The sequence below is a fragment of the Kitasatospora sp. NPDC002227 genome (assembly GCF_040296285.1).
GTDB lineage: Bacteria > Actinomycetota > Actinomycetes > Streptomycetales > Streptomycetaceae > Kitasatospora.
Genome location: NZ_JBEOWY010000023.1, coordinates 64,482 through 90,421, shown reverse-complemented (window position 1 = coordinate 90,421; position 25,940 = coordinate 64,482). Strand labels below are relative to the sequence as shown.

Here is a 25,940-nt window from a genome sequence, read left to right as displayed (position 1 = left end):
GGCTCACAGGCCGCCCGCGTGCGCGACCTCGACGATGCGGGTGTAGGCCGAGTTGAGGGTGGAGTCCGCGGTGAGGAGCTCGGCGAACGAAGCCGCGAGCAGCTTTCCGTCCTCTCCGTCCACGGAGGCGGTGCAGTCGCGGCCGCTCTGCTCGGCCTGGGTGATGCCCGCCTGCCACTGGTCCTGGGCCGACGGGTCGGGGATGCGGAGGTAGGCGGCGGCCGTGCGGGCGAACTCGGCGATGTCCGCGCAGAACGGGCGGACCTTTTCGGTGTCGACCCGGCCGTTGCCCTCCTGCAGGAGCGTGCCGAAGCCGGTCGTGACGACGATCAGCCGGTGCAGCAGATCGGCGCCGCCGAACATGGTCCAGGCGGTCACCTGCATCGCCCTGGTCTCGGCCGACACCACCGGAAGGTCGGGTGCCACCTCCGGGCGCGGGCTGCCCTCGGCCTGGGCCGAGGGCCCGAGCCAGGTGCTCGCGGCCGCGGCGGCGCAGAGCACCCCGATGCCGACGCGCCGGGCGGGCACCCCGAAGCGGGCCGGGCCGGTCCGTCCGGCCGCCGTCCGGCGGCGAGGGGCGGGCCGGCGAACCCTCCGGATCGCGGCCGCGACCGCCGCGACCGCGAAGGCGGCGCCCGCGCCGGCCACCAGGACGGGCCCCAGGAGGTAGCGGAACTCCGACCAGGTCGGACCAGGCCGCCAGACGCAGGACTGCACGACCACGCTCAGCGGCCGCACGCACCCCTCCGCGGAGGCGAGCACGAACATCCCGGCGGCGGCGACGAAGGCCGCCGACTCCGCCGCGACGATCGCCGCGATCAGGCGGTGGCGGCCCGCCGACGCGGTGGCGATCGCCGCGGCGGCGGCCATGGCGAGCACCAGAGCCGCCGAGGTCCGGAGGAAGTACGTCGCGGTGAGGATGCTCCAGGCGTCCCCGGTCGTCGGCTGCCCGCCGTGGAGGCCGGCCATGACGGCCACGAAGCCGGCCCAGCCCAGCACACCGCCGCCCGCCGCCGCCAGCAACAGCCGCCGCAGCGAGGGCAGGGCGCCACCGGTGGCCTGACCTGGCGCGGGGCGGACCGCCCAGGCCAGCAGCGGCACGCCCCACAGGGCCGCCACAGCGGGCAGGGCCACCGGTCCGTCGGACAGGGTCTGCAGCGCCATCAGCGGCTGGGTGGGGGCGGCGCGGTCCAGGGCATTGCCGAAGTGATAGGTCGCGGCGGGGTTGGTCGGCCACCCCGTCGCCAGCGCGGTGCCCTCGCCCTGCCACCAGAAGAACCAGGCCGACATGGCCAGGCTGGCCGCCGCCAGGCAGAGCAGCATCGCCGCCCGGACGGTCGGCCGCTGCCACACCGCGGTCCAGAGGCGGGCGCAGCTGGTGACCCACCAGCCGAACGCCACCCCCGCGAGCACGAGCAGGAGCATGACCTCGGGCCGCTCGGGCAGCCACCGGTGCCCCGTGAGGTCGTCCAGGACGAGCTCGGCGGCGGCCATCCCGACCCCCAGCCACAGCCCGGCCCGCACGCCGGCCGGTGCCGGGCGCCCGGTGGCCGTGGCGTGGACCACCGCCCGCCAGAGCATGATCCCGGCCACCCCAGTGACCAGCCCGGCCGGGGCGGAGGCCAGCGCCTGTCGCGCCCACCTCCCGGTCGCGACGTAGTTGCCGAGCTGGTCCGCCGACTGCACGTCGATGAGGATGGCGGCGGCCCCGGTCAGCAGCATCGGCAGTGCCCGGACCGCGAACAGCGCGGCGGGATCGGTGAGGGACTCCCGCCGCAGGTCCCAGCGCGGGTGGGTGCGCCACAGCCCGGCGAACGACGCCCAGGCCCGCCCGGCCCGGCCGGTCGGCGGCGCCGGATCCGGGACGGCCCAGGTGTGCGCGGCCGCGCCCCAGCGCACCGCGGCGAGGTCGGCGTAGATCTCCCGGCTGCGCAGCACGTCGGAGCGCGCGAGGTGGACCAGCGCGACCATGACGACGGTGAGCAGCAGCCTCCTGGTGGCGCCCGGCGCCTCGCTGGCCCAGGCCGTCGTGTCCCGGCCGGTGAACTCACGGAGGGTCACCACCAGCTCCGGCAGCAGCGCGAGGGCGACGAAGACCCGCCAGAGGGCGACGGTGAAGTAGGTCAGGCTGACGTCACGGTTGTGGACGTGGGCCAGCTCGTGCAGGACCACCGCGCGGAACCCGTCCGGGTCCGTGGTCCGATGGGCGAGCAGGCCCCCGTGCAGGCAGACGGTGGCCCGGCCAGTGCGGCCGAAGACCACGGCGCCGACCGTGGCCGCCGTCGGGTCGACCACGAACCGCGGCGGCCGGCTCAGTCCGGCGGTCGCCGAGAGCTCCGTCAGGCTGTGCAGGATGCCGCCGTCCCGGTCGACGGCCGCCAGCGGGACGACCCGGCCGCGCCGCGCCTTGCGCAGCGGCAGGAGGGCGAAGACCAGGCCGGCCGCCGTCAGCAGCAGGAGCGGCGCAGCCGCGGCCAGCCACCAGGGCGGCAGCGCACCGTACCGGTCGACGCAGGACTGGTACGCGGCCTTCTGGGCGGCCGCGACGGCGACGGTGGCCAGGTCGCCGGCATGCAGCGGGTCCGCTCCGGCGGCGAGCTCGCAGCCGAAGCCGTCCAGATCCCGGGAGGGCTGGAGCCGGGTGGCCACGCTGATGATCATCGAGCTGCCGCTGACCAGCAGCAGCACCAGCAGCAGCGCGAAGCGCACGGTGGTCCCGGCCGAGACGGCCCGCTCGTCGAGGCGTAACCGGGGTGGCGAGGCGGTCATCACACTCCCTCCTGCGCGGCTGGGCCGACGGTCTCGGTCAGGGCCAGCCGGGCCACCACCGCGTCGGCGATCGCCAGCGCGCGGGTCTCGCCCAGTCCGCGCTGTGCGGCGCTCGCCAGGATCTGCCCGTGCACCTCGGCGAGCTGCGCCTGGGTCAGGGCCGGGACGACCACCGGTGCCGCCCGCCGGCGCAGGATCCTGCGCAGGGCGGCCTTGGCTCCCTTGGCGGCACCGTCCGCGGCCGTCTCCCCGAACCTCTGCGCCGCCTGGTTGACGGCCAGCCAGATCACCGGCGTCGCCAGGGAGGCCAGCTCGCCCATGCCGAAGCCCAGCGGCTCCCGCCGCTGCCGCCGCCTGCCGAGCCGCCGCACCACCGTGGCGTCGTCCAGCCGGGTCAGCCCCTCGACCAGCGGCAGCTCCTCGGCCGCGATCTCGGCCACCACGTCGCGCACCACATCGCGCACTCTGGTCCCGGCGGCCGGGACGGTGTACCTGCCGGACGGTTCTGTGCCGAAGCCCATGGCGTTCCCCCACGGATTGTCAGGTCTGCTGCAACTGCCGTGCGGTCGGAGTCTCGCGGGGCGGCGGCGGGCGCGGCAAGGTCCGTACGGAGAATGGTTCCGCTCTGTTGCACTCCGGTGACGAAGCGGAGTCATCCGGTGGAGTCGGTCGCCGGGGCGGTGGTCACCGCAGGGCGGCGGCGGCCAGGCCTTCGAGGGCCTCGCGGGGGACGTCGCCGCCGCTCACCAGGCGGTCGAAGACCAGGCCGTCCAGGCAGGTCAGCAGGGTGTGGGTGCGGTTCTCGACGTCCGGTGCGCCGTGGGTGGCGAGGAACTGCCGGACGGCCGCGCGGCCGGCGTTCTCGCGAGGGGTGAGGATCTCGCGCAGCTCGGGGTCGCGCACGCTCTCGACCGCGCAGGCGTGCCGGGCCAGCGAGCGGCGGCGGCCCTCGCCGGTGAGGCGCCGGCGGGCGAGCCGGGCCATGCCCTCGACCAGTTCCTCGGCCGTGCGCAGGGGCGGCAACTCCTCGGCGGCGCTGCCCAGTTCGGCCTGGTCGAGCTGCACGAGGCGGGTGACGAGTGCGGTGAGCAGGGCGGCGCGGGTGCGGAAGTAGGCCGAGGTGGTGCCGGGCGGCAGGGCCGCGCGGCGGTCCACGGCGCGGAGTTCGGCCACATCGCCTTCCCGGACGGCCGGGCCGAGTGGCACGCCGTCCTCGCCCTCCCGCCCGGCAGCCGCTTCGCCGACCCCCTCGCGTCGCTGCGCCGTCGGTTCGGCGGCTGGCACCACCCGATCCCGGCCCTGCTCGACGCGACCCGGCCGGCCGCCGTCCTGCACCACGACGTCAACGAGTTGCCGGTGCCGCTGCCTTCGTACGTGCTCGGCCGCACCGCCCTGCTCGGCGACGCCGCCCACGCCATGACCCCCAATCTCGGCCAGGGCGCCTGCCAGGCCCTCGAGGACGCCGTCACCCTCGCCGCCGCCCTCGCTCTCGAACCTTCGGTCGAGGCAGCCCTCGCCCACTACGGCCGCGAACGCCGCCCGCGCAGCCAGGCCGTGGCCCGGGCCGCCCGCCGGGCCGGCCGGATGGGCCACCAGCTCTCGAACCCCCTCGCGGTCGGCCTCCGGAACACCGCCATGCGGCTGCCTCCGTCGGGAGCCGCCGTACGCATGATCCTGCGCCACCACACCTGGACCCCACCCCGGCTGCCCTGACCCCTACCACCGCGGATCGGCAGCCGGGCACCCCTCCGGCCCCAGGAGCTGCGCCACGCACGGTTTCCTCCAGCTGTTGCCCGGGCAGTGGTGGGTGCCGGGAGATCTGCCAGGGTAGGGGAACCAGCCCCAGTCGGAGGACCAGCCCGTGACCGTCGAAATCCGCCACCACACCACCCTGACGGCCGAGACCCGGCAGGCGCTGCTGGACGTGTACGCCGAGGTGCGGGCACCGCTGCTGCACCTGCCGAACTACTGCGTCGAGGCCTTCGCCGAACGGCTCGAGCGGTATGCCGCCGAGCCCGGCTTCGAGCTCGTGCTCGGGCACGACGGCGGGGCCGTCGTGGGGTACGCGTACGGGAACCGCGTCGGAGCCGGTGACCGGTACTGGGGGCGGATGGCCGAGCCGCTGCCGGAGGGCTTCACCGACACTCCCGTGCTGGCGCTCAGGGAGATCGGCGTCCGTACGCCATGGCGCGGCAGCGGTGTGGCCCGGCGTATCCATGACGGTCTGTTGGCCCGGCGGGCCGAGGAGCGGGTGACGCTGATGGTCAACCCGCTCGCGGGTGGCGGCAAGGTCCGGCGGGTGTACGAGAGTTGGGGTTACCGGGCGTTCAACGCGCAGCCGCCGTCGTCGGTTTCGCCTGAGCTGACGGTGATGGTCCGCCCGATCCGCTGAACGGCGCCAGCAGGGCCACGGCCGGGATGGCCAGGGCGGCGGTGGCGCCGAGGAGGAGGAAGACGGCGGTGGGGCCGAAGTGGGCCTGGACGACGGGGACGGCCAGTGGCGCCAGGAGCAGGGGCAGGCCGGAGATCAGGTTGAACAGGCCCTCGGCCCGGCCGAGGACGTCGGCGGGGAGGTGCCTGACGCTGACGACGGCGGCCACGCCGGTCACGGCCGAGCGCATGGTGAAGAAGGCCGTCATGCAGAGCACGAAGACCGGGACGGGGGCGAAGCCCATCGCGAGGGTCGCCGCCGTCATCACGGCGGCCGCCACCGCCAGGACCACGTGCGGGCGGGCCGTCGCCCGGGCGGCGACGTAGGTGCTGCCGGCCAGGGCGCCGGCGTTGGCGAGGCCCTGGGCCAGGCTGACGGTGCCGGTCGAGGCGCCCTGCTGGCTGCGCAGGTACCAGACCAGGAAGGTGAGCATGCCGACGCCGCTGACGAACTGGAGGGGGAGGGAGGCGAGTTCGGCGTACAGCACCCGCTTCTCGCGCCGGATGACGTGCCAGCCGTCGAGGATCTCCCGCCCCAGCCCGGGGCGGCGGGGCCCGGGTGCGGGCCGGGCCTTGGCCGGCGGGCGGATGCCCAGGAGCCAGACCGCGACGGGCGCGAGGAAGGTCGCGGCGTTGAACCAGAGCAGTCCGAGGTAGCCGACCAGGCCGGCCCCGGCCGCCACCAGGAGCGGGCCGGCGATGTTGGAGGCGGTGAAGAGGCTGCTCAGCACGGCCCGGGAGCGGGCCGGGTTGGCGGGGAACATGGTCCGTACGCCGGTGATCCAACCGGTGCGGTACAGCTCGCCGCCGAGCTGGACGAGTGCGGCCAGCGGGAAGAGGACCGCGGGGGAGACGTGGGCGCCCGCCAGGCAGAGGTTGAGCCCGACCGCTCCCACGAGCTGGACGGCCAGCCCGGGCACCACGAACAGGCGCGGCCCCCACCGGTCGACCATCGCACCGACCCAGGGGCTCACCAGCAGCACGGCCGGGGCCAGCGCCGCCGTCAAGGACATGACGGTCAGCGAGCCGGTCAACTGGTAGAGGTAGAGGGGGAGGCCGACCTTGTAGGCGGACTCGCCCAGGTTGTTGACGAAGTTCCCGGTGGCGAAGACCAGGAACCGCTGGTCCCGCCAGGGCGGAGTCTCCTGCTGCGGAGGCACTGTCTGCATGCGCAGCAAGGTAGGGCGGAGCCGGACGGGAGTGCATCGGGCCAAGGGCCCGGTTCGGCCTCCTGCGGAGGGTGCAGGACCTGCGGCCGGGTGCCGGAGCGGCCGGCGGCGGGAAGGGCGGCCGCGGCGGGCGGGGCGGGCCATAAGTGTTATTAGACTCGGTGTCGATAAGAATGGTCGAAACCCTTGTGGGGTGGTGTACCCGCGAGTAGTTTGCTGGTGGTCCCGCAGTCGTCAGCAGGTCAGGAGGCTCTCGATGCCCCGCGCTACCGAACCCACCCGGGTGCACGACAGTCTCGTGCTGGAGCCCCGGGACGTGCACTTCGACTGGGGGCAGCTGCCGCTGCACTGGATCCCGGACGAGCCGATGGCCACGCACACCATCAACGTGCTCCACCTGCTGCTGCCCGAGGGGGAGCGGTGGTTCGTGCGGCTGTTCAAGCAGGCCCTGCCGATGGTGACCGACGAGCAGCTGCGGGAGGAGGTGCTCGGGTTCATCGGGCAGGAGGCGATCCATGCGGAGGCGCACCAGGAGGTGCTCGACCACCTGCTCGGGCAGGGGATCGACCCGCGGCCGTACGTACGGCAGGTGAGCTGGCTGTTCCACCGGGTGCTCGGGGACCGGCCGGGGATGACGCCCGCGCAGCAGCGGGAGCACGTGATCGAGCGGGTGGCGGCGGTGGCTGCGATCGAGCATTTCACGGCATTTCTTGGCAATTGGATTCTGAACTCGCCGGGTCTGGACCGGGCGAAGGCCGATCCGACCATGCTCGACCTGCTGCGCTGGCACGGCGCGGAGGAGGTGGAGCACCGCAGCGTCGCCTTCGACCTGATGCGGCACCTCGACCCCGGGTACCTGCGGCGGATGCGGGGGATGGCGATCGCGGGGCCGGTGCTGTTCCACCTGTGGGTGCGGGGGGTGCGGTTCCTGATGGCGGCCGACCCGACGCTCGAGGGGCGGGTGAAGCCGACCTGGCGGGAGGCACAGGCGGTGGCGCGGCGCGGGCTGCTGCCGGAGCCGGGGCGGATGGCCAAGTCAGCGCTGCGGTACTTCCGGCCGAGGTACCACCCGACGCAGGAGGGGTCGTCGAGTCAGGCGCTCAGCTATCTGGCGAGCTCGCCGGCGGCGCGGGCCGCTGTGCGCTGAGCCGCAGTTGCACTGTTCGGGGGCGCGGGGAACCGCGCGAAGCGGTAGGCCTCGGGCCGGTACGTGGCCCGTCGCGCAGTTCCCCGCGCCCCCGGACAGTGCAACTGGCTCTCTGCGGCAGCCGACAGGTCGGCTTCTTCCGGCCTCGCGCCGTTCCCCGCGCCCCCAAGCGGATAGTGCAACTTCCCCGCGCCCCTGAATGCTTGGAGCCCCACCCATGGATCTGCCCCCCGACCTGTACGGCCGTCCGCGGCCGGACCGCTTCGTGCAGCGGTTGACGGCGTTCGGTGACTGGTACAACAAGCCGGGCCGCCGGCCGCCCGCGCCGGCCCCCGCGCGGCCGACGCCCGAGCTGCCGTTGGTGGTGACCGGGCACGAGGTGATCGCCGCCGAGGTGGTGGAGCTGCGGCTCGGGTCGCCGTACGGGGCCGAGCTGCCCGCGTGGCAGCCCGGGGCGCGGGTGCAGCTGACGCTGCCGTCCGGGCGGCGGCGGCACTACTCGCTGTGCGGCGACCCGGCGGACCGTTCGACGTACCGGCTGGCGGTGCGGCGGATCGAGGGCGGTGGCGGCGGGTCGGTGGAGATCCACGACGGGCTGTCGGCCGGCAGCCGCCTGACCGCCCGGCGGCCGCGCAACGGCTTCGCGTTCTGCGGCGAGCCGGCCGTGCTGCTGCTCGCGGGCGGGATCGGGATCACCCCGCTGCTGCCGATGGCCCGCGAGGCCCAGCGCCGGGGCCTGGACTGGACCTTGGTGCACACCGGCCGCGACGCCGCCTCGATGCCGTTCGGCGACGAGCTGCGCGGTCTCGACCCGCGCCGGGTCGTGCTGCTCACCGACGACCACAACGGCCCGCCCGGAGCCGCCGAGCTGATCGCCCAGGGGCCGGGGAACGCGGCGGTGTACTGCTGCGGCCCGGCCCCGATGCTGGCCGCCGTCCGGGAGGCGGTGCCGGCCGGCCGGCCGCTGCACTTCGAGCGCTTCGGCGCCGCCCCGATCCCGGACGGCAAGCCGTTCACCGTGCGGCTCGGCGAGGCCGGGCCGACGGCCGGGGTGCCCGCCGACCGCTCGGCCCTGGACGTGCTGCGCGAGCTGCGCCCCGACCTGCCGTACTCCTGCCACCAGGGCTTCTGCGGCACCTGCGAGGTCAGGGTCAGCGCCGGCACGCCCGAGCACCGCGACCGCCGGCTCACCCCCGAGGAGCGGGCGGCCGGCGCCCTGCTGCCCTGTGTCTCCCGCGCCGCCGAGGGCGAGACCCTCGTGCTGGACCTCTGAGAAGGAGAACCCCCGTGAACCAGAGAACCTTCGCCTTCGACGAGCACGACCTCGGCCGCTTCCGGGAGACCCAGCAGCTGGCCTACGCCTGCGCCGAGCAGGTGGCGGCCTGGATCGAGCCCGGGGTGACGGAGCGGCAGGCCACCGCCAAGCTCCGCTCCTGCCTGGTCGCGGCCGGGGTGCAGGACTTCTTCCACGTGCCGTTCGCCTGGTTCGGCGACCGCACCGCCTTCCGGCACTTCCACACCCCGCTGCAGTTCTTCGCCGGCGGCCGGGTGCTCCAGGAGGGCATGCCGTACGTGCTCGACTGCGCGCCCGTGGTGGACGGCTACACCGCCGACATCGGCTACGGCGGCAAGGTCGGCGAGAACCGGATCTGGGACCAGCTGGCCGCCGACCTGCGGGTCTACCGCGAGCTGATCCTGCGCGAGGTGAAGGCCCGCAAGCCGCTGAGCGAGGTGTACGCGGCGGTGGACGCGCAGATCGCCGCGCACGGCTACGACAACCGCCACCAGGTCTACCCGGGCCGGGTGATCGGCCACCAGGTGACGCGGAACACCGCGCGCGGGCCGGCCGGGGTGAACCTGTTCGGCTTCGGGGTGCGTACGCTGCAGACGCTCGGCCGCGAGCTGATCAGCGAGCGGCTGCACGGCCGTTCGCCGCTGTGGGCGGACGGGAAGTCCTCCCGGCACGCCCCGACCCCCGGGCTCTGGGCGGTGGAGCCGCACATCGGCTTCCGGGAGGTGGGCGTCAAGTTCGAGGAGCTGCTGGTGGTCACCGAGGACGACGCCTTCTGGCTCGACGACGACCTGCCGCACGTCCGCCGCTGGACCCAGGAGAAGGAGAGCGCCCGATGACGATCCGCCGCCGTACCGTCCAGGCCACCGACGGGCTGCCGCTGGCCGTCTTCGAGCAGGGCGACCCGGCCCGGCCGACCGTGCTGCTCGTGCACGGCTACCCCGACAGCCACGTGGTCTGGGACGACGTCGCCGAGGACCTCGCGGCCGACCACCACGTGGTGCGCTACGACGTGCGCGGCGCGGGCGAGTCCGGGGTGCCGCGCTCGCGCGAGGGGTACCGGCTGGCGCAGCTCGGGGCCGACCTGATCGCGGTGGCCGAGGCGGTCAGCCCGGACGCGCCGGTGCACGTGGTGGCGCACGACTGGGGCTCGGTGCAGTCCTGGGAGGCCGTCACCGAGCCGGGCGCCGAGCGGTGGATCGCCTCGTACACCACGATGTCCGGCCCCTCGCTCGACCACGTGGGCCACTGGATGCGGCACCGGTTCCGGCGGCCCACGCCGAGGCATCTGAAGCAGCTGCTGCAGCAGGGCGCGCACTCCTGGTACATCACCTACTTCCACCTGCCGGTGCTCGCCCCGGCGACCTGGCGGCTCTGGCTGGCCCGGGCCTGGCCGCGGGTGCTGCGCGACCTGGAGGGCGTCACCCCCCGGCCCGGCCACCCGCAGCCGACCCTCAAGCGGGACGCCGTGCACGGCATCGAGCTGTACCGGGCCAACATGCGCCCGGCCGTGCGGCACCCGCGCGAGCGGCGCACCGGCCTGCCCGTCCAGCTGATCACGCTGGCCAGGGACCACTACGTCTCCGACTTCCTCTCCGAGGGCCTGGAGCGCTGGGCGCCGAAGCTGACCAGGCGCACGGTGAACGCGACGCACTGGTCGGCGCTGCTCGAGAAGGGATCGCTGGTGGCCGGGATGGTGCGGGAGTTCATCACCGAGGAGGCGCCCAAGCCCTCCGGCGAGCTGGTGGTGATCACCGGTGCGGGCAGCGGGATCGGGCGGGCCACCGCGGTGGCCTTCGCCGAGCAGGGCGCCCGGGTGGTGATCGCCGACCTCGACCTCGCGGCGGCCGAGCGCACCGCCGAGCTGTGCGAGCTGGTCGGCGGCCACGGCTACGGCTACCGGCTCGACGTCAGCGACGGGCCCGCCGTGGACGCCTTCGCGGAGCTGGTCGCCGCCGAGCACGGCGTGCCGGACGTACTGGTCAACAACGCCGGCATCGGCCACTCCGGGACCTTCCTGCAGACCACCGAGAAGGAGTGGCAGCGCGTCCTGGACGTCAACCTCTGGGGCGTCATCCACGGCTGCCGGGCCTTCGGCTCGCTGATGGCCGAGCGCGGCCAGGGCGGGCACATCGTCAACCTCGCCTCGGCCGCCGCCTACCTGCCCTCCAAGGTGCTCGCCGCGTACGCGACCAGCAAGGCCGCCGTGCTGATGCTCTCCGACTGCCTGCGCGCCGAGCTGGCCCCCGCGAAGATCGGCGTCTCGGCGATCTGTCCCGGCATCGTCAACACCAACATCACCCGCACCACCACCTTCTCCGGCGTCTCGGCGGACGAACAGGCCGCCAAGCAGGCCCGCACCTCCAAGCTGTACGCCCGCCGGGGCTTCCCGCCCGAGAAGGTCGCCGCCGAGATCGTCCGGGCCGTGCGCACCGGCAGGCCCTTCGTCCCGGTCACCGTCGAGGCCAAGGCCGCCCGCCTGCTCGGCCGCCTCAGCCCCGGCCTGCTGCGCCTGGCCGCCCGCCTCAGCGTCGGCTGAGCACCGGCTGAGCAGCTCCACCCGGCGCCCACGGGCGGTGTGTCGATCGACCGCCGCCCGTGGGCGTTTTGGTACTCCTGGGGTGATTCGTCCCCATTCTCGGAGGAGTGCCCAGATGGCCACCGGAGTCGTGAAGTCCTACAACGTCCACCACAGCTACGGGTTCATCACCCCCGACGGTGGCGGCCCTGAGGTGATGGTCTACGCCGACTCGATCCAGGACGGCGGCGCGCTCGAGGAGGGGCAGGCGGTCGAGTACGACCTCACCTCGCAGGAGGGGCGCCCGGTTGCCGAGCACGTCCGGCGGCGGTGAGCCGGTCGCCGAGGCGGAGTTCAAGTGCCCCCACCTGAAAGGGATTCGGCATACTGATTCCGCGTCAGAAGTGGTTGCGACACCAGTGGTGGAGCTCGTAGGCTGTCGCCAGTTGATGCCATTTCTGTCGAAACGAGGTAGCTCATGCCCGACCGACACGAACTCTTCGGATTCCTCACGGCCGAGAGCAAGGTGAACGGGGTTCCGGCGGCAAACGAACTTTCCACCGCGTATTTCCTGGCGAAGCTCTCGTCCGAGTGCGACCCGTCGGACGTGGAGCACGACCTGTCCCACAAGGTCCCGGGCGTGGTCGTGGTGGACACCCGCAGCGCCGAGTCGTACCGCGAGGCCCACATACCGGGTGCGCTGAACCTGCCGCACCGTGACCTCGGCCCCGAGCACGTGACCGGCCTGGACCGCGAGGCGGTGTACGTGACGTACGGGTTCGGGCCCGACTGCAACGCCGGCACCAAGGGCGCGGCGAAGCTGGCCGTCCTCGGCTTCAAGGTGAAGGAGATGATCGGCGGCTTCGAATACTGGAAGCGTGACGGGTTCCCGGTCGAAACCGGAAACCCGTCCGACGGCTGATCAATGTGTGGGGAGCTGCGTTCACCGCGGAAGTGCGCGCAGCTCCACACCCTCCAGGAAATCGGCGCGGAATTTCCTTGGGAGACTTTCGTCCGCGGTCATGAGATATCCGCGCAATTTCCGGTCGGCATGCGGCCGGGGTGGATATCCCAGAATGAGGCAGGGGTCGTTCAGGGCGGTGAGGCCGAGTACCAGATCCGCCTCGTCACAGCCGGTGGGATCGCCGAAATCCTGGGACGGCACCGCCTCGAACCCGGTCTGCACCTTGAAGGAGAAGAGACCGATCTGCGTGAGGTGCCCGTAGAGGTTCGGCTCGTCCCCGAGGGTGGCCCAGGTGTAGCCCTTGCTCCGTGCGGTGCGCATGGCGGTGAAGTAGAGGGTGCGGGCCAGGCTCGCCGTCGTGCGCCAGTACTCGTCGACGGCGGAGAAGCGGATGCGGATCGCCGACACCTCCGGGCACTCGGCCACCAGGCAGCCGCCCACCAGCTCCTCGCCGTCGAAGGCGAAGACGCCGAAGTACTTCTGGGGGCCGTTCAGCACCGTTTCGCGGTGGCGCTTGGCGTAGGGCACGCCGAACTTCATGGCGGCGACCCGCTCCTCGTACAGCGCGAGGAACCTGTCCAGGGTCTCCGGTTCGACCTGGTCCTGCACCACCTCGCGCAGGACGCCGGCCCGGCGCTGGGCCCGCCGGATGTCCTGCCGCGGGCGCGTCTCCAGCCGGGCGAGGAATTCGTCCTCGTCGGAGCCGAGCCGGGCGAGCCAGGTCAGCATCTCGGGCTTGACGACGAACCCGTGCTCCGCGAGCTCGGGCACCGCGTCGGCCGGGGGCCGCAGCATGCGGACGACGTCGATGTGCTGCCCGGCCGACAGCCAGGGCCGGCCGGGGAGTTCGGCGGGTTCGATCAGGCCGACGGAGAGTCCGTGCTCGTCAATGACCTTCATGCGGCGTCCTCTTCCACCATTCCTGGCCCTTCCGGGGGAGGGTCGGGATCGGGTCGTAGTAGGGGTGGGCCCGCCGGCCGGCCGCCGAGCCCTCGGTCTCCAGCGGGGTGCGGTAGTTCTTCGTCCAGTACGAGATGCCGAGGTCCCGGTCGTAGGAGTCGACCTGGTCGACCCAGCGCTTGCCGACGAACGGCACGTCGCAGACGATGCGCGGGGTCGCGAATCCGGGCAGGTACCCCATGATTCCGCGCTGCAGGGCCTGTGCCTCCCAGACCGCCACCCGCCAGTGCTCGCTGCCCGGGATCATGTCGCAGAGGTAGAAGTAGTAGGGGAGGATCCCGGCGCCGTCGAGGAGCGCGAAGCTCAGGTCGAGCAGCGCGGGGACCGAGTCGTTGACCCCCCGCATGAGGACACCCTGGTTGCGCACGTCGCGCACGCCGGCCTCGAACAGCGCGGTGGTGGCGCGGGCCACCGTGCGGGTGACCGACTGGGCGGCGTTGGCGTGGGTGTGCACGGCGACCTGCACGCCGTTGCGGCGCGCCTTCGCGCACACGGAGGCGAGTCCGTCGAGGACGTCCTTCTGCAGCCAGTGCTGCGGGAGGCCGACCAGCCCCTTGCTGGCGAGCCGGATGTCGCGGACGCTGGGCACTTCGAGGAGGCCGAGGAGGAAGGCCTCCAGCTTCGGCCAGGGCACGTTGGCCAGGTCACCGCCGGAGACCACGACGTCGCGGATGGTCGGGTTGGCCCGCAGGAACTCCAGCATCCGTCCGTGCCGGTCGGCCGGCTTCAGGGTGAAGCGGTGCTTGGTGACCTGCGGTGTGGAGTTCCCGACCAGGTCCATCCGGGTGCAGTGGCCGCAGTACTGGGGGCAGGTGGAGACCAACTCGGCCAGCACCTTGGTCGGGTAACGGTGCGTCAGGCCCTCGACCGCCCACATCTCCGCCTCGTGCAGCGAGTCCCGGGTGGCGAAGGGGTGGGAGGGCCATTCGGTGTCGCGGTCGCCGAAGACGGGGATCATGTAGCGGCGCACCGGGTCGGCGAGGAAGCGGTCGAGGAAGCCGGGGGCGCCGGGGCCGAGGTCCGGCACCATCGTGTTGAGCATCTGGGGCGTGACCAGCATCGACATGGTCGCGCGCTCCCGCTGGTCCCGGACCAGGTCGGCGATGAACGACTCGGCCAGGGTGCCGCCGAAGACCGCCTGGAGCTGCCTCGGGTTCTTGACGCAGTTCGCCCGCTGCCACTGGGCCGACTCCCACTCATCGCCGGTCACCCCCGCCCAGCCGGGGAATCGGCGCCAGTCCGGTTCGACCGGGTGCCGTAATTCGTACGAATAGGGCTGGGCCACGGGCATCAGCCCAGATAACTCCGTCGGCCCGAGTAACGACATATGTGAATCGGAGTGGATGGTCATGCTGCCCCCGCGTTCGGTCGGCCCAGTAGGTGATCCTGTGGCGCCCAACAATCGCCCGGCAAATGAGAGGTCGGCCGCTGCCTGACACACTCAGCGATCTTTCTATCCGATAGGTCGAGCCACATTCAAGCATGTCGGAGCTACTCGTCCGGTATGCGGATAGTTGTCGTGTTCACTCCAGTTGGCCCGTCATGTCCGTTTGCACGGCGCAACGTTGCGCAACGAACTGTTCATCAAGACTTGACAGAGTTCAGCCGAAGCGAGGTAGGTTCGTGATCGTGGCAGGGGGAGCCACTGCACGATTCGACGCCCTGCCACCAATTCCCGCCATAAGCGCAAGGAATGGGTCTACGTTGGTAGTTCAGTGGGCAAATCAGCATGACTTCCAGTCCCTTCTCAAGCGGTCGGAGATCGAGGACAAACCAGTCCTTCTGGATCTCCACTCACCGGAGTGTCCGGGCTGCGGCAACCATGACCGGAGCATCTACTCCGATCCCGAGATCGCCCGGGACATCATGGAGTACACGCTCCCGGTGCGCGTGACGACGACCGACCCCGACCGGGTCAGCACGGACATCATCAACAACCACATCTTCATCTGGTCGCCGAGCGTCCAGCTGGTCGCGCCGGACCAGACCCGGTACCACGAGTGGAACGGCGCGCCGCGGCGCACCCGGCTCTCCGTCGGGTACCAGACCGTCTTCCACGACACTCCGGGGCACCTGACGCCGGACACCTTCAAGGCCCAGTTACTCGTCGGCAGGGCCAAGGCAGCCCTGCGCAAGCAGCGGTACGGGGAGGCGATCCGCCTCTTCGACGAGGCGACCAGCCGGTTCCCGCAGGACAAGGTGACCGTCGAGGAGGCGGCCCGCTGGCGCAAGGTCGCCCAGAACGGCGGCACCATCGAGACTTCGTGGGACCGCCACCGGCAGGTCACCACCTCGCCGCTGGCCGCGGCGGTGGAGCGCTTCGCGCAGACCGTCGCCGTACTGCCGGACAGCGTCCTGATGCAGGACTGGATCGGCAAGCCGGGCCCCGGCGACTGGCAGTGGTACTCCGACTGCCTGCGCGAGGTCGTGCTCCAGGCCTACCAGGAGCTGTGCGACTTCGCCGTGGTCGCCGAGCGCGAACGCGCCAAGCACGGGCCGGAGTTCAACGACACCCACCGACTGCTGGGCCAGCACCGCTTCGCCTACCGCGAGTTCCAGTCGCTCTTCGTCGGTGTCCCCGACTCGCTGCTGGACCGGACTCCGCTGCGCTCCGAGCGTTCGATCCGTGAGAACCTCGCCCACGTGGTCATGGCCGAGTGGTGGGCCTACCGGCCGCAGATCCTGCACGCGCTGGACCGGGGCCGCCAGGGCCTCTCGCCGGAGATCGCCCCGGCCACCGACACCGTGGCCCAGCACGGCGAGCCGCTGGGCAGCCACGAGAGCCTGCACGAGCTGCTGGCGCTCTACGAGCGTCTGCACCTGCGCAACACGCAGGACTACTCGGACATCACCGAGAAGGAGCTGGGTATTCGCTCCGCCTGGTGGGAGCTCGGCCCGGTCGAGCTGCGGTTCCGCCTCAAGCGGTACATCTGGCACCCGCGTGACCACGCCGTCTCGATCGACAAGATCCTCGACGCGGCCGGCCACCGGCACACCGCCAACCACCGTTTCGCCGCCCGCCTGTTCAGCGGCCTGGGCACCGCCGAAGCCGCCTTGATCGGCGCGGACGGCTTCATGGCCGACCGGGTGGCCGCCCTGACGGCCACCATCAACGAGCGGGCCGACGAGGCCGCACGTCTGCTCGGCCAGGTCACGACGGCCTGACGAGAAGTCGGATCGCCCGAAGGAGACCGGTCCCGCGCGCCACCCGACGCGCCGCCGGCCTCCTTCCGGCGTGCTCCCCGCAGCCCGGCCGCCGGGCCCGGAGCCTGCTTCCAGTGCCCACCACCGGCGCCGAGCCCACGGCCGAGGAAGGCAGAACGACCATGACACACCAAGACGTCGAAATCCTGGGGGTCGGGGCCGGCCCGGCGAACCTCGCGCTGGCGGTGGCCCTCGAGGAGCTCGCCCCCGACCTCGCGGCGCGGACCCTGCTCGTCGAGCAGAGCGCCGGCACGGTCTGGCAGCGCGGCCTGCTCATCCCCTGGGCGCAGAGCCAGGTCTCCTTCCTCAAGGACCTCGCCACCCTGCGAAACCCGTGCTCCCGCTTCACCTTCGTCAACTACCTGCACCAGACGGGCCGGTTGGACGCGTTCATGAGCCTGGGCACCTTCACGCCCTACCGCAGCGAGATCTCCGACTACCTCCGGTGGGTCGCCGAAGAGCTGGCGCAGGTGCGGATCCACTACAACCGCCGGGCCGTCGAAGTCCGGCCGGTGCGGGACGCGGCCGGCCGCCTCACGCACTGGGAGGCCGGCTTCGCCGACGGGGCGACCGCGCGGGCGCGCCACCTGGTGCTGGGCACCGGCCGGGATCCGCGGATACCGGAGGTGTTCCGCGGGCTGCCGGCCGACCGGGTCGTGCACAGCAGCGAGTACTCCGAGCAGATCGCCGCCCTGCCCGGCGACGCTCCGCGGCGGATCGCGGTGATCGGCGGCGCCCAGAGCGCGCTGGAGATGGTGCAGGCGGTGCGGGAGGACCTGCCCGGCTGCGAACCGGTGCTGGTGGTCCGCGGGATCGGCCTCACCCCGTACGTGAGCTCCAAGTTCACCAGCCGTTTCTACTCCGTGGACGCCTCCCGGGAGTTCTACGAAATGGACGCCGCGGCACGTGAGTTGGTGCTCGAGGAGATGGCGCGGAGCAACTACGCCGGGGTCACGCCGGAGCTGCTGGACGGGCTCTACCACCAGATGTACCGCGACCGCCTGGCGGGGAAGGACGCGCTGCGCATCCTGACCGCCACCGAGGTCGTGGCGGCGGCGCACACCGACGGCACGGTGGTGCTGACCCTGCGGGACAGGCTCACGGGCGAGCTCTCGGAGCTGGCCTGCGACCGGGTGCTCCTGGGCACGGGCTACGAGCCGCGGATGCCCGCGGCGGTCCGGCGGCTGCAGGCCGCCCTGGGCCTGGCCGAGTTGGAGGTCTCACGCAACTACCGGGTCCGCACGGCCGAGGCCGACATCGGCCGGCTCTACCTGCAAGGAGTCAACGAGGCGACGCACGGGATCGCCGACTCCCTGCTGAGCACGATGGCGAGCCGGGCCGGGGACATCGTCGCGGACCTGCTCCCCCAGGCGGAGCGGCCGCGGCCGGCCGGAGAGGGGGCGAGGGCCACGCCATGGACGTCCCACGACTGCGCGCGGTGACACCGGGCTGCACCGGAACCGCCTACTTCGACAACGCGGGAGCCGCGCTCCCCACCGAGCGGGTCACCCAGACGGTCATCGACCACCTGCTGCTCGAACGCCGGGTCGGCGGCTATGCGGCGGCGGACCAGGCCGAGGCCCGGCTCGAGGAGGTGTACTCCTCGGCGGCCCGGCTCCTGAACGCCCGGCCCGACGAGATCGCCCTGGTGGAGAACGCCACCCGGGCCTGGGACATGGCCTTCTACGCCGTCCAGTTCCGGCCGGGGGAGCGCATCCTCACCTCGCGCAGCGAGTACCCGAGCAACGGCCTGGCCTTCCTGCAGGCCAAGAAGCGCTACGGGGTCGAGGTCGAGCCGATCCCCGACGACGAGCACGGGCAGGTGTGCCTGGACTCGCTGGCCCGGATGCTGGACCGGGGCGGCGTGCGGCTGGTCGCGGTCAACCACGTGCCGACGTACGACGGCGTGGTCCACCCCGCCGCGGCCATCGGGGAGTTGGCGAACCGGGCCGGCGCGCTCTTCCTGCTGGACGCCTGCCAGTCGGTCGGTCAGATCCCGCTGGACGTCCGCCGGATCGGCTGCCATCTGCTGTCGGCCTCGGGGCGCAAGTACCTGCGGGGCCCGCGCGGTACCGGATTCCTCTACGTCTCGCGCGAGGTGGTGGCCGGCCTGGAGCCGCCGCTGCTCGACCTCCGGGCGGCGACCTGGACCGGCCACGACGAGTACCGGATCCGGCCGGACGCCCGGCGGTTCGAGACCTGGGAGCGGAACGTGGCGGGTGTGCTCGGCCTCGGCGCCGCCATCGACGGCGCCCTCGACCTGGGCCTGGAGCCGATCCGGCAGCGGGTCGGCCGGCTCGCCGACCGCCTGCGCGGCGGCCTCGGCGCCATCGACGGAGTGGTGGTCCAGGACCGGGGAGCGGTCCGGAGCGGGATCGTGACCTTCACCCGGAGGGGGCGCAGCGCGCAGCAGCTCGTGGACGGGCTGCGGGCCGCCGGGGTGACGGCCGCGGTGTCCTTCCCGTCCCGGGCCAGGTTCGACACCCGCCCGGCGAAGCCGCCGGAGGTGGTGCGCGCCTCCGTGCACTACTACAACACGGAGGCGGAGCTGGACCGCCTCCTCGACGCCGTAGGTGAGTTGTGAGGCACGGAGCGACGCGTGGCCCCGGTGGGCCGGACCACGGCCGAGCGGCCCGACGGGACCGGGCCATGACGTACACGTATTTCGCCGCGGACGAGCGCACGCCCCGGTCCCTGATCACCAGCACCGCGATCGGCGAGTTCCGGCGCGATCCACGGAACCTGGTGGAGCGTCACTTCGACATCCACCTCGCCGTCTCGCCCTGGGGTTCGCGCGAGGTGGTCGTCCGGCTGCCGAAGGGCGGACTGGAGCCGTCCACGGTCCAGCGTTACGGCGCCGAGGCCTGGGTGGCCGGCGAGTACTGCCTGGTCGCCTTCCGCACCGATTTCGCCGACCCCCGGCCGAGGACCGACTTCCTGCTGCACCGGTTGGAGAGCGTGCGGGCGGGGCTGGCCGCCGGCGACCGCCGCGCGCTGTACCTGGGCTGGCTGGCGCTGCTGGGCAACCCCGACCAGTACAGCGCCGGTGAGCTGGTGGAGCTGGAGGAGGAGCGGGAGCCACCGGTGCCGCCCGGTCTGGCCGCCGCGGACCCCGGCCTCGGCCTGCTGGGGGAGATCCTCTGCGTCGACCAGCGGCTGCTCGCGGTGGCCGCGGCCCCTGGCCGGCCGCAGCTCAGGCGGTCCGTCGCGGCCCTGCTGCGAGCTGCGGCCGGCCCGCACCACCGCAGCCGACAGGCCGTCTGATGCCCGCACACCACACACGAAGGGACTGGCGGATGCCCGTCGACGTTCTCCCCGCACCCCCCGCACCACACCCGAGGCGACCGCGACCGTGAAATCATTCTGGCTCCTCACCGGCGCGTCCGCCGTCTCGACCGCGGGGAACACCTTCCTCTACGTCGCGATCCCGCTCGCCCTGCTGCAGTCCACGGACTCGCCGCTGCTGGCCGTGCTCAGCGTCGCCGCGCAGAACGTGCCGTACCTGCTGGCCTCCCTGCTCGGCCCCTTCATCGACCGGTTCGACCGGCGGGTGCTCTTCGCCGGGGCCGAGCTGGTCCAGGGCGCGGCCGTCGCGGTCATCCCGGTGGCCCTGTGGCACGGCCGGACGGCGGCGGTCTTCCTGGCCCTGTTCGTGATCGGGCTGGCGAACGTGGTCTCGGACGTGGCGGGGGACTACGGCCTGATCCCGATGCTGGTGCCGGCCGAGCGGCTGGACCGGGCCTCCAGCCGGTTCACCTCGCTGCTGCTGGCGGCACGGTTCGTCGGCCCGGCCCTGGCCGGCGTGATCATCGCCGGACTGGGATCGACCTGGGCGCTCGAACTCGACGCGGCCACCTTCGGGCTGACCGCGCTCACCACCCTGGCGATGCCGTACGCACCCCAGGAGCCGGCCGAGTCCTCCTTGGTGAAGATGCTCAAGGAGGGCGTCGCCTTCTTCCGCTCCCGCGCCGACCTGCGACGGCTGACCCTGGTCACCGCGCTGTACAACGTGGGCGCCGGCGCCCTGGAGTCCACCCTGCTGACGGTGGGCCGGAGCGACTGGGAGTGGTCGGCACGCGAGCTCGGCCTCGCCATGTCGGTCGCGGCCGTCGCGGCCGCGGTCGGAGCCTGGCTCGCCCCGCGGGCACTGGTCGGGGACGACCGCAGGCGCCAGCTGTCGGTCTGTCTCGGCATCTGCGGCATCGGCACCCTGGGCCTGCTCACCCCCTGGCCGCTGCTGACCGTCACCGGCTTCGCGGTGCTCTGCCTGGGCGAGGGCGGGATCAACGCCGCGACCATGGGCTACCGGCAGCAGGCCATCCCCGACCACCTGTCCGGGCGGGTCAACGCGGTGATCCGGACCTTCATCACCGGTGCGGTCCCCGTCTCCTCGCTGCTCCTCGGGTTCACCGTCTCCCTCGGGCACCAGGCCCTGGTCTTCGCTCCCGTGACGATCGCGGTGGGCGCGGCCTACCTGCTGTGGACCACGATGCGGCAGCCGGACCAGCCGGAGACCGACGTACGCCCGGTTCTCGACGAGAGGATTGCACAGTGAAAAGGGTTCTGCTCATCAACACGAGCGGCGAGGTGGCCGCCCGGCGGCTGCAGGAGCGGGAGGACATCCGGCTCTCCGTCATCACCAGCCCCAACTACCGGAGCTTCTACCGGGAGGGCACCGATGTCACCTTCGTGGACAACGTCGAGGACCTGACGCAGGTCCGGCTGGCGGCGCTGGAGGTCAGGCGGCGCAACGCCTTCGAGCATGTGGTCTCGCCGTCCGAGTACAGCCTGCAGGCCGCGGGGTACGTGCGCTCGTACTTCGGCGTTCCGGGGGTCGGGTACGAGACGGCCAACGCCTTCTCCAACAAGTACGTGATGAAGCAGCGCCTGCGGGACGCCGGGCTGCCGGTCGCGCGGTTCCGCCCGCTGGCACAGCTGGGTGACGTGGCCGGGGCCGCGCGCGAGCTCGGCTGGCCGGTGGTCGTGAAGCCCGCCATCGGAGGCGGCAGCGAGGACATCTTCGCCGTCCGGAGCGAGGAGGAGCTGGCGGAGCTCCTGGTCTCCGAGCGCACCGCCTCGCTGCGCAACTCCCCCTACCCGATGCTCGCCGAGGAGTTCGTCGACATCGAGACCGAGTTCCACTGTGACGGGGCGGTGGTCGGCGGCGAGGTCCGCTTCGCCTCGGTCTCCAAGTACTTCACCCCGCTGCTGCAGGCGGTGGGCAAGCTGGTGGGCTCCTACACCGTGCCCCTGGACGACCCGTCGGCCAAGGAGATCCACGATCTCCACGCCCAGGTGGTGGCGGCGCTGGGGCTCCGGGACGGCGTCACCCACCTGGAGGTCTTCAAGGTCGCCGGCGGGCTCCTGGTGGGCGAGATCTCCTGCCGTCCGGGCGGCGGGGGCATCGCGGACCTGGTCGCCGCGCACCACGGTGTCGACCCGTGGCACGTCCTGATCGAGACCTCGCTCGGGGAGTCTCCGGATATCACCGCCCGGACGGTCGACGGCTGCTCCGCGGTCTACTTCCTGCCGAGGCCGCAGGGCACGATCGTGGAGCTGAGCAGCCGGGAGGAACTGCTGGCCCTCCCGGGCGTCGTGCACGTCGAGCTGCGGGCCCGGGCCGGCGAGACCGAGACCGGCGCCATGCACTCGGCGACCCAGGCGGGCTTCGTGCTGCTGCGCGCCGACACCGAGGCGCAGGTCGCGGAGCACGTCGCGGAACTCACCAGGCGGTACCGGATCCGGACCGTCTGAGGTCCGGCCACCGGGCCCGCTCAGCCGGCCAGTTCGGCCATGAGCGGGCCCGGCCACTCGTACTCGACCACCGGTCGGGTGAAGCCGGGGAACTCGGCCTCGAGTGACCGGGTGGCGGTGCCACGGTGGCGTTCGTAGAAGCCGATCGCCCGCTCGTTCTGCTGGAGCACCTCCAGGTACATGGCCCGGCCCGGGTGGTTCACCGCCATCCAGCCGAAGAGGTGGGTCAGGATCCGGTGCCCCACCCCGGAGCCGATGAGGCCCGCCTCGACGTGCAGGTTGTCGAGCAGGACGCGCCCGCCCGGCTCGGGGAGGAGATACGCGAAGCCGAGCAGCTCGGGGCCCTCGCAGCCGAGCACGAGGTACGGTCCGTCCGGGCCGGGGGCATCGGCCAGTCTGGTCCGCCACAGGGCGCGCATCTCGTCCGCCAGCGCCCCGGTGAGGTAGTCGGAGGGCATGATCGCCGCATAGGCGTGCTGCCAACTCGACGCGTGGAGGCGGGCGATGGCCTCGACGTCCTGAGCGTTCCCGGGGCGCAGGTTCATGGCCGGATGATCTCACGGTTGCCACCGGGGCGGGGCGGGGGGCGGTGGAGCGTTCTGGCAGGATCGGCCCATGGGGATGACGACGGCACTCTGGTCCTTCGCGCTGGTGGTGGGGGTACTGACCCTCACCCCGGGGCTCGACACCGCGCTGATCCTGCGGACGGCCGTGCTCGGTGAGCGGCGGCGGGCGCTGGGGGTGGTGCTCGGCATCCAGAGCGGCACGCTGGTCTGGGGCACGCTGAGCTCGCTCGGGGTCAGCGCCGTACTGACGGCCTCGCGGCTCGCGTACGAGACCATGCGCTGGGTCGGCGTGGCCTACCTGATGTGGATGGGCCTGCAACTGATCCGCAGCCGGGGCGCGGTCCAGGCCGAGCCCGAGGCCGGCGCCGGCGGGTTCGTGGCCGGCTGGCGGCGCGGGGTGCTGACCAATCTGCTCAACCCCAAGATGGGGGTCTTCTACATGGCCCTCCTGCCGCAGTTCATCCCGGCCGGGGCGCCGCACCTGGCCACCGGCGTGCTGCTCACCTGCGTGCACGTGGTCGAGGGCCTGCTCTGGTCGGCCGTCCTGGTGGGTTTCGCCCGGGCGCTGAGCGGCTGGCTGCGGCGGCCGGTGGCCCGGCGGGTGCTGGACCGGATCACCGGCGTGGTGGTGGTCGGCTTCGGCCTTCGGCTGGCGCTGACCGACTGACGGCCGGTCAGCGGGAGGCCAGGTAGCGGCCGATACCGGTCTTCAGGTCCTCGGCGTTCATGCACGGCACCACCGTGACGGTGGCGTTGGCCTGGTTCCAGAACGGCTCGACGGCCGTGACGATCGACGCCTCGTCAGCCAGGTCGACCACCAGGAACATGCAGCGCCGCCCGTTGAGCGGGAAGAAGTAGGCGGCCTCGGGCTTGAGCTGGCCCAGCACGTTGTTCATCAGCTCGTCGATCCTGCCCTCGGCCATCAACTGGTTCGAGGTCGTGGTGTCCAGCTCGACCTGCAGCAGAGTGCGCATGGCCGTCACCTTTCGTCAGGTGTCCCGACCGGCCTGCGACGCCCGGCATGGCACCGAGGCCAGCCCTTGTCTCAAGGCTCCGACCTCGGTGGCGCGGCCGCAACACCGGAGCTGCCCGGCTGCGGCTCGGTCGGGCCGTGGGCCTGGAACCCGGCGATCCGGCCGCCCGGGTCGACCGTGACGGTCAGGCTGCGCGGTTCGGGGCGACCGTCGGCCCGCAGGTGCCGGTACTGCACCGTGCGCCGGGCCGGGCCGTCCGGGCGGACCTGGACGGAGGTGCCGGTGAGCTCCTGCGGGAACCAGCGGCGGGCGAAGATGTCGGCCGCCGCCCGGGCCTCGGCGTCCGAACCGCCCGGCGCGCCGGGGGCGGGGACGCCGGTGGTGCCGCTGGAGAGCGCGCCGGAGGGCCACTCGACGCAGAGCTGCTGGTGGCGGGTGGTGACGATCAGCAGCTCCGGGGTCTGGCCGATCGGCGCCTCGTCCTGGACGTTGACCACCTCGGTACCCGGGCCGAACACCGCCTGCGCCTCCCGGGCCGCAAGCTCCCGCTTGGCGGGCGAGACGACGGTGGTCAGACCCCCGTCGGTCCACTGCGGGCGGACGGCGCCGAGCTGGACGGCGAGCAGGGCGACCGCGCCGACGGTCAGCGGCATGCCGCCCCGGACCAGGTTGCCCGAGGTCGGCCGGGTCTGGTTGCCCCGGCGCAGCTGCCAGGCGGTCGCGGCCGCCACCCCGAGCAGCGCGCCGGTGGCGTTGGTCACGAAGTCCTGGGAGTCGCAGGCCCGTCCGATGCCGGGGAGCAGCGCCTGGGCGGTCTCGGTGGTCGCCGACAGCAGCCAGCAGCCGGCCAGTACCTCGAGCGGCCGCCGGAACAGCAGCGTCGCGGTCAGGGCCGGCGGGACGAACAGGGCGAGGTTCAGCAGGCCCTGCTCGGTGCCGAAGGCGCTCAGCAGGTCCTTGAGCCTCAGGCGGCGTGCGGGGTCTCGGCCTCGGGCTCCTCGGCCGGGCGGTCGAGGTCGTGGTGGATGGGCCCGTCATTGGCGGCCAGGGGCAGGCAGCCGCCGCCGCGGCGGGAGGCGATGATCTCGGCGGCGATGGAGACGGCGGTCTCCTCCGGGGTGCGGGCGCCGAGGTCGAGGCCGATGGGGGAGTGCAGGCGGGCCAGCTCGGGGTCGGTGAGGCCGACCTCGCGCAGGCGGGCCTCGCGGTCGCGGTGGGTGCGGCGGGAGCCCATCGCGCCGACGTACCCGACCGGCAGGCGCAGGGCGCGCTCGAGCAGCGGGATGTCGAACTTGGCGTCGTGGGTCAGGACGCAGAGCACGGTGCGGCCGTCGATCCGGTCGAGCTGGGTGTCGAGGTAGCGGTGCGGCCAGTCGACCACGACCTGGTCGGCCTCGGGGAAGCGCCGGGCGGTGGCGAAGACCGGGCGGGCGTCGCAGACGGTGACGTGGTAGCCGAGGAACTTGCCGATCTTCACCACGGCGGCCGCGAAGTCGATCGCACCGAAGACGATCATCCGGGGCGCGGGCACGTACGACTCGACGAAGACGGTCACCGTGCCCTGGTCCTCGTCGTCGCAGGGGCGGCCGTCCAGGCCGAGCACCAGGCGGCCGGTGCGGCCGGCGTCCAGCATGGCCCGGGCCTCGGCGACCAGCCCGCGTTCCAGGGCGGCCACCGTCGAGGGCGCGGGGCTCAAGGACCCGTGGTGGGTGTCGGCGGTGACGGCGACGGTGGCGCCGAGCAGGCCGGGCGGCCCGTCGATGACGCGGGCGAGGGCGACCGGCGTACCGGAGGCGATGTAGGTGATGCCCGCGTCCAGGCCGGGGTCGGCGCCGGGGACGATCGGGTGGACGAAGACGTCGAGCAGGCCGCCGCAGGTCAGGCCGACCGCGAAGGCGTCCTCGTCGCTGTAGCCGAAGTGTTCGAGCACCGGCCGGCCGGAGACCATGGCCTCCTCGCAGAGCGAGTAGACCGCGCCCTCCACGCAGCCGCCGGAGACGGAGCCGATCGCCTCGCCGAGCGAGTCGACGGCCAGGGCCGCGCCCGGGTCGCGCGGGGCGCTGCCGGAGACCCCGACCACGGTGGCCACCGCGAAGGCGCGCCCGGAGGAGTGCCAGGCGAGCAGCTGCTCGGCGATGTCCTGCATGTCGGGTGCTCCTGTCGTCTGCGAACCGAACGGGGTGTGCCGCCGGCA

General features: G+C 72.8%; 24 protein-coding genes and 1 pseudogene. 15 read left to right on the top strand and 10 right to left on the bottom strand.

Going from position 1 to position 25,940, the window contains the following annotated elements:
- Positions 1-3 precede the first annotated feature (3 nt).
- From ABT095_RS21345 to ABT095_RS21335, 3 genes are all read right to left on the bottom strand, one after another.
- Complete coding sequence (locus ABT095_RS21345) at positions 4-2,769, bottom strand: M56 family metallopeptidase (RefSeq protein ID WP_350531028.1); 2,766 nt, start codon at positions 2,767-2,769, stop codon at positions 4-6.
- Positions 2,769-3,290, bottom strand: a complete 522-nt coding sequence (locus ABT095_RS21340) for a hypothetical protein (RefSeq protein WP_350531027.1) — start codon at positions 3,288-3,290, stop codon at positions 2,769-2,771. Before ABT095_RS21340 ends, ABT095_RS21345 begins: the two co-directional genes overlap by 1 nt.
- Positions 3,291-3,453: 163 nt before the next feature.
- Entirely contained in the window at positions 3,454-3,975 is a 522-nt protein-coding gene (locus ABT095_RS21335) for a TetR/AcrR family transcriptional regulator (protein WP_350531065.1), read from the bottom strand.
- Here ABT095_RS21335 and ABT095_RS21330 point away from each other — a divergent pair.
- Positions 3,925-4,482 (top strand): annotated as a pseudogene (locus tag ABT095_RS21330) (FAD-dependent monooxygenase); the annotation flags it as partial. The gene ABT095_RS21335 and the pseudogene ABT095_RS21330 sit on opposite strands and share 51 nt — an antisense overlap.
- Positions 4,483-4,630: 148 nt before the next feature.
- Complete coding sequence (locus tag ABT095_RS21325; protein ID WP_350531026.1) at positions 4,631-5,161, top strand: GNAT family N-acetyltransferase; 531 nt, start codon at positions 4,631-4,633, stop codon at positions 5,159-5,161.
- Here ABT095_RS21325 and ABT095_RS21320 read toward each other — a convergent pair.
- Positions 5,097-6,368 (bottom strand): MFS transporter, encoded by a 1,272-nt coding sequence (locus tag ABT095_RS21320; RefSeq protein WP_350531025.1) that lies wholly within the window; start codon positions 6,366-6,368, stop codon positions 5,097-5,099. The genes ABT095_RS21325 and ABT095_RS21320 overlap by 65 nt on opposite strands.
- A gap of 256 nt (positions 6,369-6,624) precedes the next feature.
- On the opposite strand from ABT095_RS21320, the gene ABT095_RS21315 reads away from it, so the two are divergent.
- The 6 genes from ABT095_RS21315 (at position 6,625) to ABT095_RS21290 (ending at position 12,246) form a co-directional block, all read left to right on the top strand.
- The gene (locus ABT095_RS21315) at positions 6,625-7,515 is read left to right on the top strand and encodes a metal-dependent hydrolase (protein ID WP_350531024.1); all 891 of its coding nucleotides are present in this window, start codon (positions 6,625-6,627) and stop codon (positions 7,513-7,515) included.
- A 217-nt stretch (positions 7,516-7,732) separates the two neighbouring features.
- Complete coding sequence (locus ABT095_RS21310; protein ID WP_350531023.1) at positions 7,733-8,788, top strand: PDR/VanB family oxidoreductase; 1,056 nt, start codon at positions 7,733-7,735, stop codon at positions 8,786-8,788.
- A 14-nt stretch (positions 8,789-8,802) separates the two neighbouring features.
- Entirely contained in the window at positions 8,803-9,645 is an 843-nt protein-coding gene (locus ABT095_RS21305) for a M24 family metallopeptidase (RefSeq protein WP_350531022.1), read from the top strand.
- Entirely contained in the window at positions 9,642-11,345 is a 1,704-nt protein-coding gene (locus tag ABT095_RS21300; RefSeq protein ID WP_350531021.1) for an SDR family oxidoreductase, read from the top strand. The genes ABT095_RS21305 and ABT095_RS21300 overlap by 4 nt, the downstream gene beginning before the upstream one ends.
- A gap of 115 nt (positions 11,346-11,460) precedes the next feature.
- A complete protein-coding gene (locus ABT095_RS21295) occupies positions 11,461-11,658 on the top strand; it encodes a cold shock domain-containing protein (RefSeq protein ID WP_350531020.1) in 198 nt (65 codons plus the stop codon).
- Between the two features lie 144 nt (positions 11,659-11,802).
- A complete protein-coding gene (locus ABT095_RS21290) occupies positions 11,803-12,246 on the top strand; it encodes a rhodanese-like domain-containing protein (RefSeq protein WP_350531019.1) in 444 nt (147 codons plus the stop codon).
- A 21-nt stretch (positions 12,247-12,267) separates the two neighbouring features.
- On the opposite strand, the gene ABT095_RS21285 is transcribed toward ABT095_RS21290, so the two are convergent.
- Together ABT095_RS21285 and ABT095_RS21280 are read right to left on the bottom strand one after the other, a co-directional pair.
- Positions 12,268-13,188 (bottom strand): GNAT family N-acetyltransferase, encoded by a 921-nt coding sequence (locus ABT095_RS21285; protein WP_350531018.1) that lies wholly within the window; start codon positions 13,186-13,188, stop codon positions 12,268-12,270.
- Positions 13,175-14,533 (bottom strand): KamA family radical SAM protein, encoded by a 1,359-nt coding sequence (locus tag ABT095_RS21280; RefSeq protein ID WP_502884947.1) that lies wholly within the window; start codon positions 14,531-14,533, stop codon positions 13,175-13,177. The genes ABT095_RS21285 and ABT095_RS21280 overlap by 14 nt, the downstream gene beginning before the upstream one ends.
- 605 nt (positions 14,534-15,138) lie before the next feature.
- Here ABT095_RS21280 and ABT095_RS21275 point away from each other — a divergent pair.
- From ABT095_RS21275 to ABT095_RS21250, 6 genes are all read left to right on the top strand, one after another.
- Positions 15,139-16,413 (top strand): DinB family protein, encoded by a 1,275-nt coding sequence (locus ABT095_RS21275; RefSeq protein WP_350531016.1) that lies wholly within the window; start codon positions 15,139-15,141, stop codon positions 16,411-16,413.
- 161 nt (positions 16,414-16,574) lie between these two features.
- Positions 16,575-17,894, top strand: a complete 1,320-nt coding sequence (locus ABT095_RS21270; protein WP_350531015.1) for a lysine N(6)-hydroxylase/L-ornithine N(5)-oxygenase family protein — start codon at positions 16,575-16,577, stop codon at positions 17,892-17,894.
- Complete coding sequence (locus ABT095_RS21265) at positions 17,867-19,036, top strand: aminotransferase class V-fold PLP-dependent enzyme (protein WP_350531014.1); 1,170 nt, start codon at positions 17,867-17,869, stop codon at positions 19,034-19,036. Before ABT095_RS21270 ends, ABT095_RS21265 begins: the two co-directional genes overlap by 28 nt.
- 65 nt (positions 19,037-19,101) lie before the next feature.
- Entirely contained in the window at positions 19,102-19,716 is a 615-nt protein-coding gene (locus ABT095_RS21260) for a hypothetical protein (RefSeq protein WP_350531013.1), read from the top strand.
- Positions 19,717-19,804: 88 nt separating this feature from the next.
- Complete coding sequence (locus tag ABT095_RS21255) at positions 19,805-21,007, top strand: MFS transporter (RefSeq protein ID WP_350531012.1); 1,203 nt, start codon at positions 19,805-19,807, stop codon at positions 21,005-21,007.
- A complete protein-coding gene (locus ABT095_RS21250) occupies positions 21,004-22,206 on the top strand; it encodes an ATP-grasp domain-containing protein (protein ID WP_350531011.1) in 1,203 nt (400 codons plus the stop codon). Before ABT095_RS21255 ends, ABT095_RS21250 begins: the two co-directional genes overlap by 4 nt.
- 20 nt (positions 22,207-22,226) lie before the next feature.
- Here the strand turns inward: ABT095_RS21250 and ABT095_RS21245 are convergent, their stop codons facing one another.
- Positions 22,227-22,751, bottom strand: coding sequence for a GNAT family N-acetyltransferase (locus ABT095_RS21245; protein WP_350531010.1), 525 nt, complete (start codon positions 22,749-22,751; stop codon positions 22,227-22,229).
- Positions 22,752-22,821: 70 nt separating this feature from the next.
- On the opposite strand from ABT095_RS21245, the gene ABT095_RS21240 reads away from it, so the two are divergent.
- Positions 22,822-23,439: a LysE family translocator gene (locus ABT095_RS21240; protein WP_350531009.1), complete on the top strand. Its 618-nt coding sequence runs from the start codon at positions 22,822-22,824 to the stop codon at positions 23,437-23,439.
- Positions 23,440-23,446: 7 nt separating this feature from the next.
- Here the strand turns inward: ABT095_RS21240 and ABT095_RS21235 are convergent, their stop codons facing one another.
- The 3 genes from ABT095_RS21235 to ABT095_RS21225 all read right to left on the bottom strand — a co-directional run bounded on the left by ABT095_RS21235 (position 23,447) and on the right by ABT095_RS21225 (position 25,892).
- A complete protein-coding gene (locus ABT095_RS21235) occupies positions 23,447-23,746 on the bottom strand; it encodes a hypothetical protein (protein ID WP_350531008.1) in 300 nt (99 codons plus the stop codon).
- Between the two features lie 71 nt (positions 23,747-23,817).
- Positions 23,818-24,666, bottom strand: coding sequence for a VanZ family protein (locus ABT095_RS21230; protein WP_350531064.1), 849 nt, complete (start codon positions 24,664-24,666; stop codon positions 23,818-23,820).
- A gap of 44 nt (positions 24,667-24,710) precedes the next feature.
- Positions 24,711-25,892, bottom strand: coding sequence for an XdhC family protein (locus ABT095_RS21225; RefSeq protein WP_350531007.1), 1,182 nt, complete (start codon positions 25,890-25,892; stop codon positions 24,711-24,713).
- Positions 25,893-25,940: the final 48 nt, after the last annotated feature.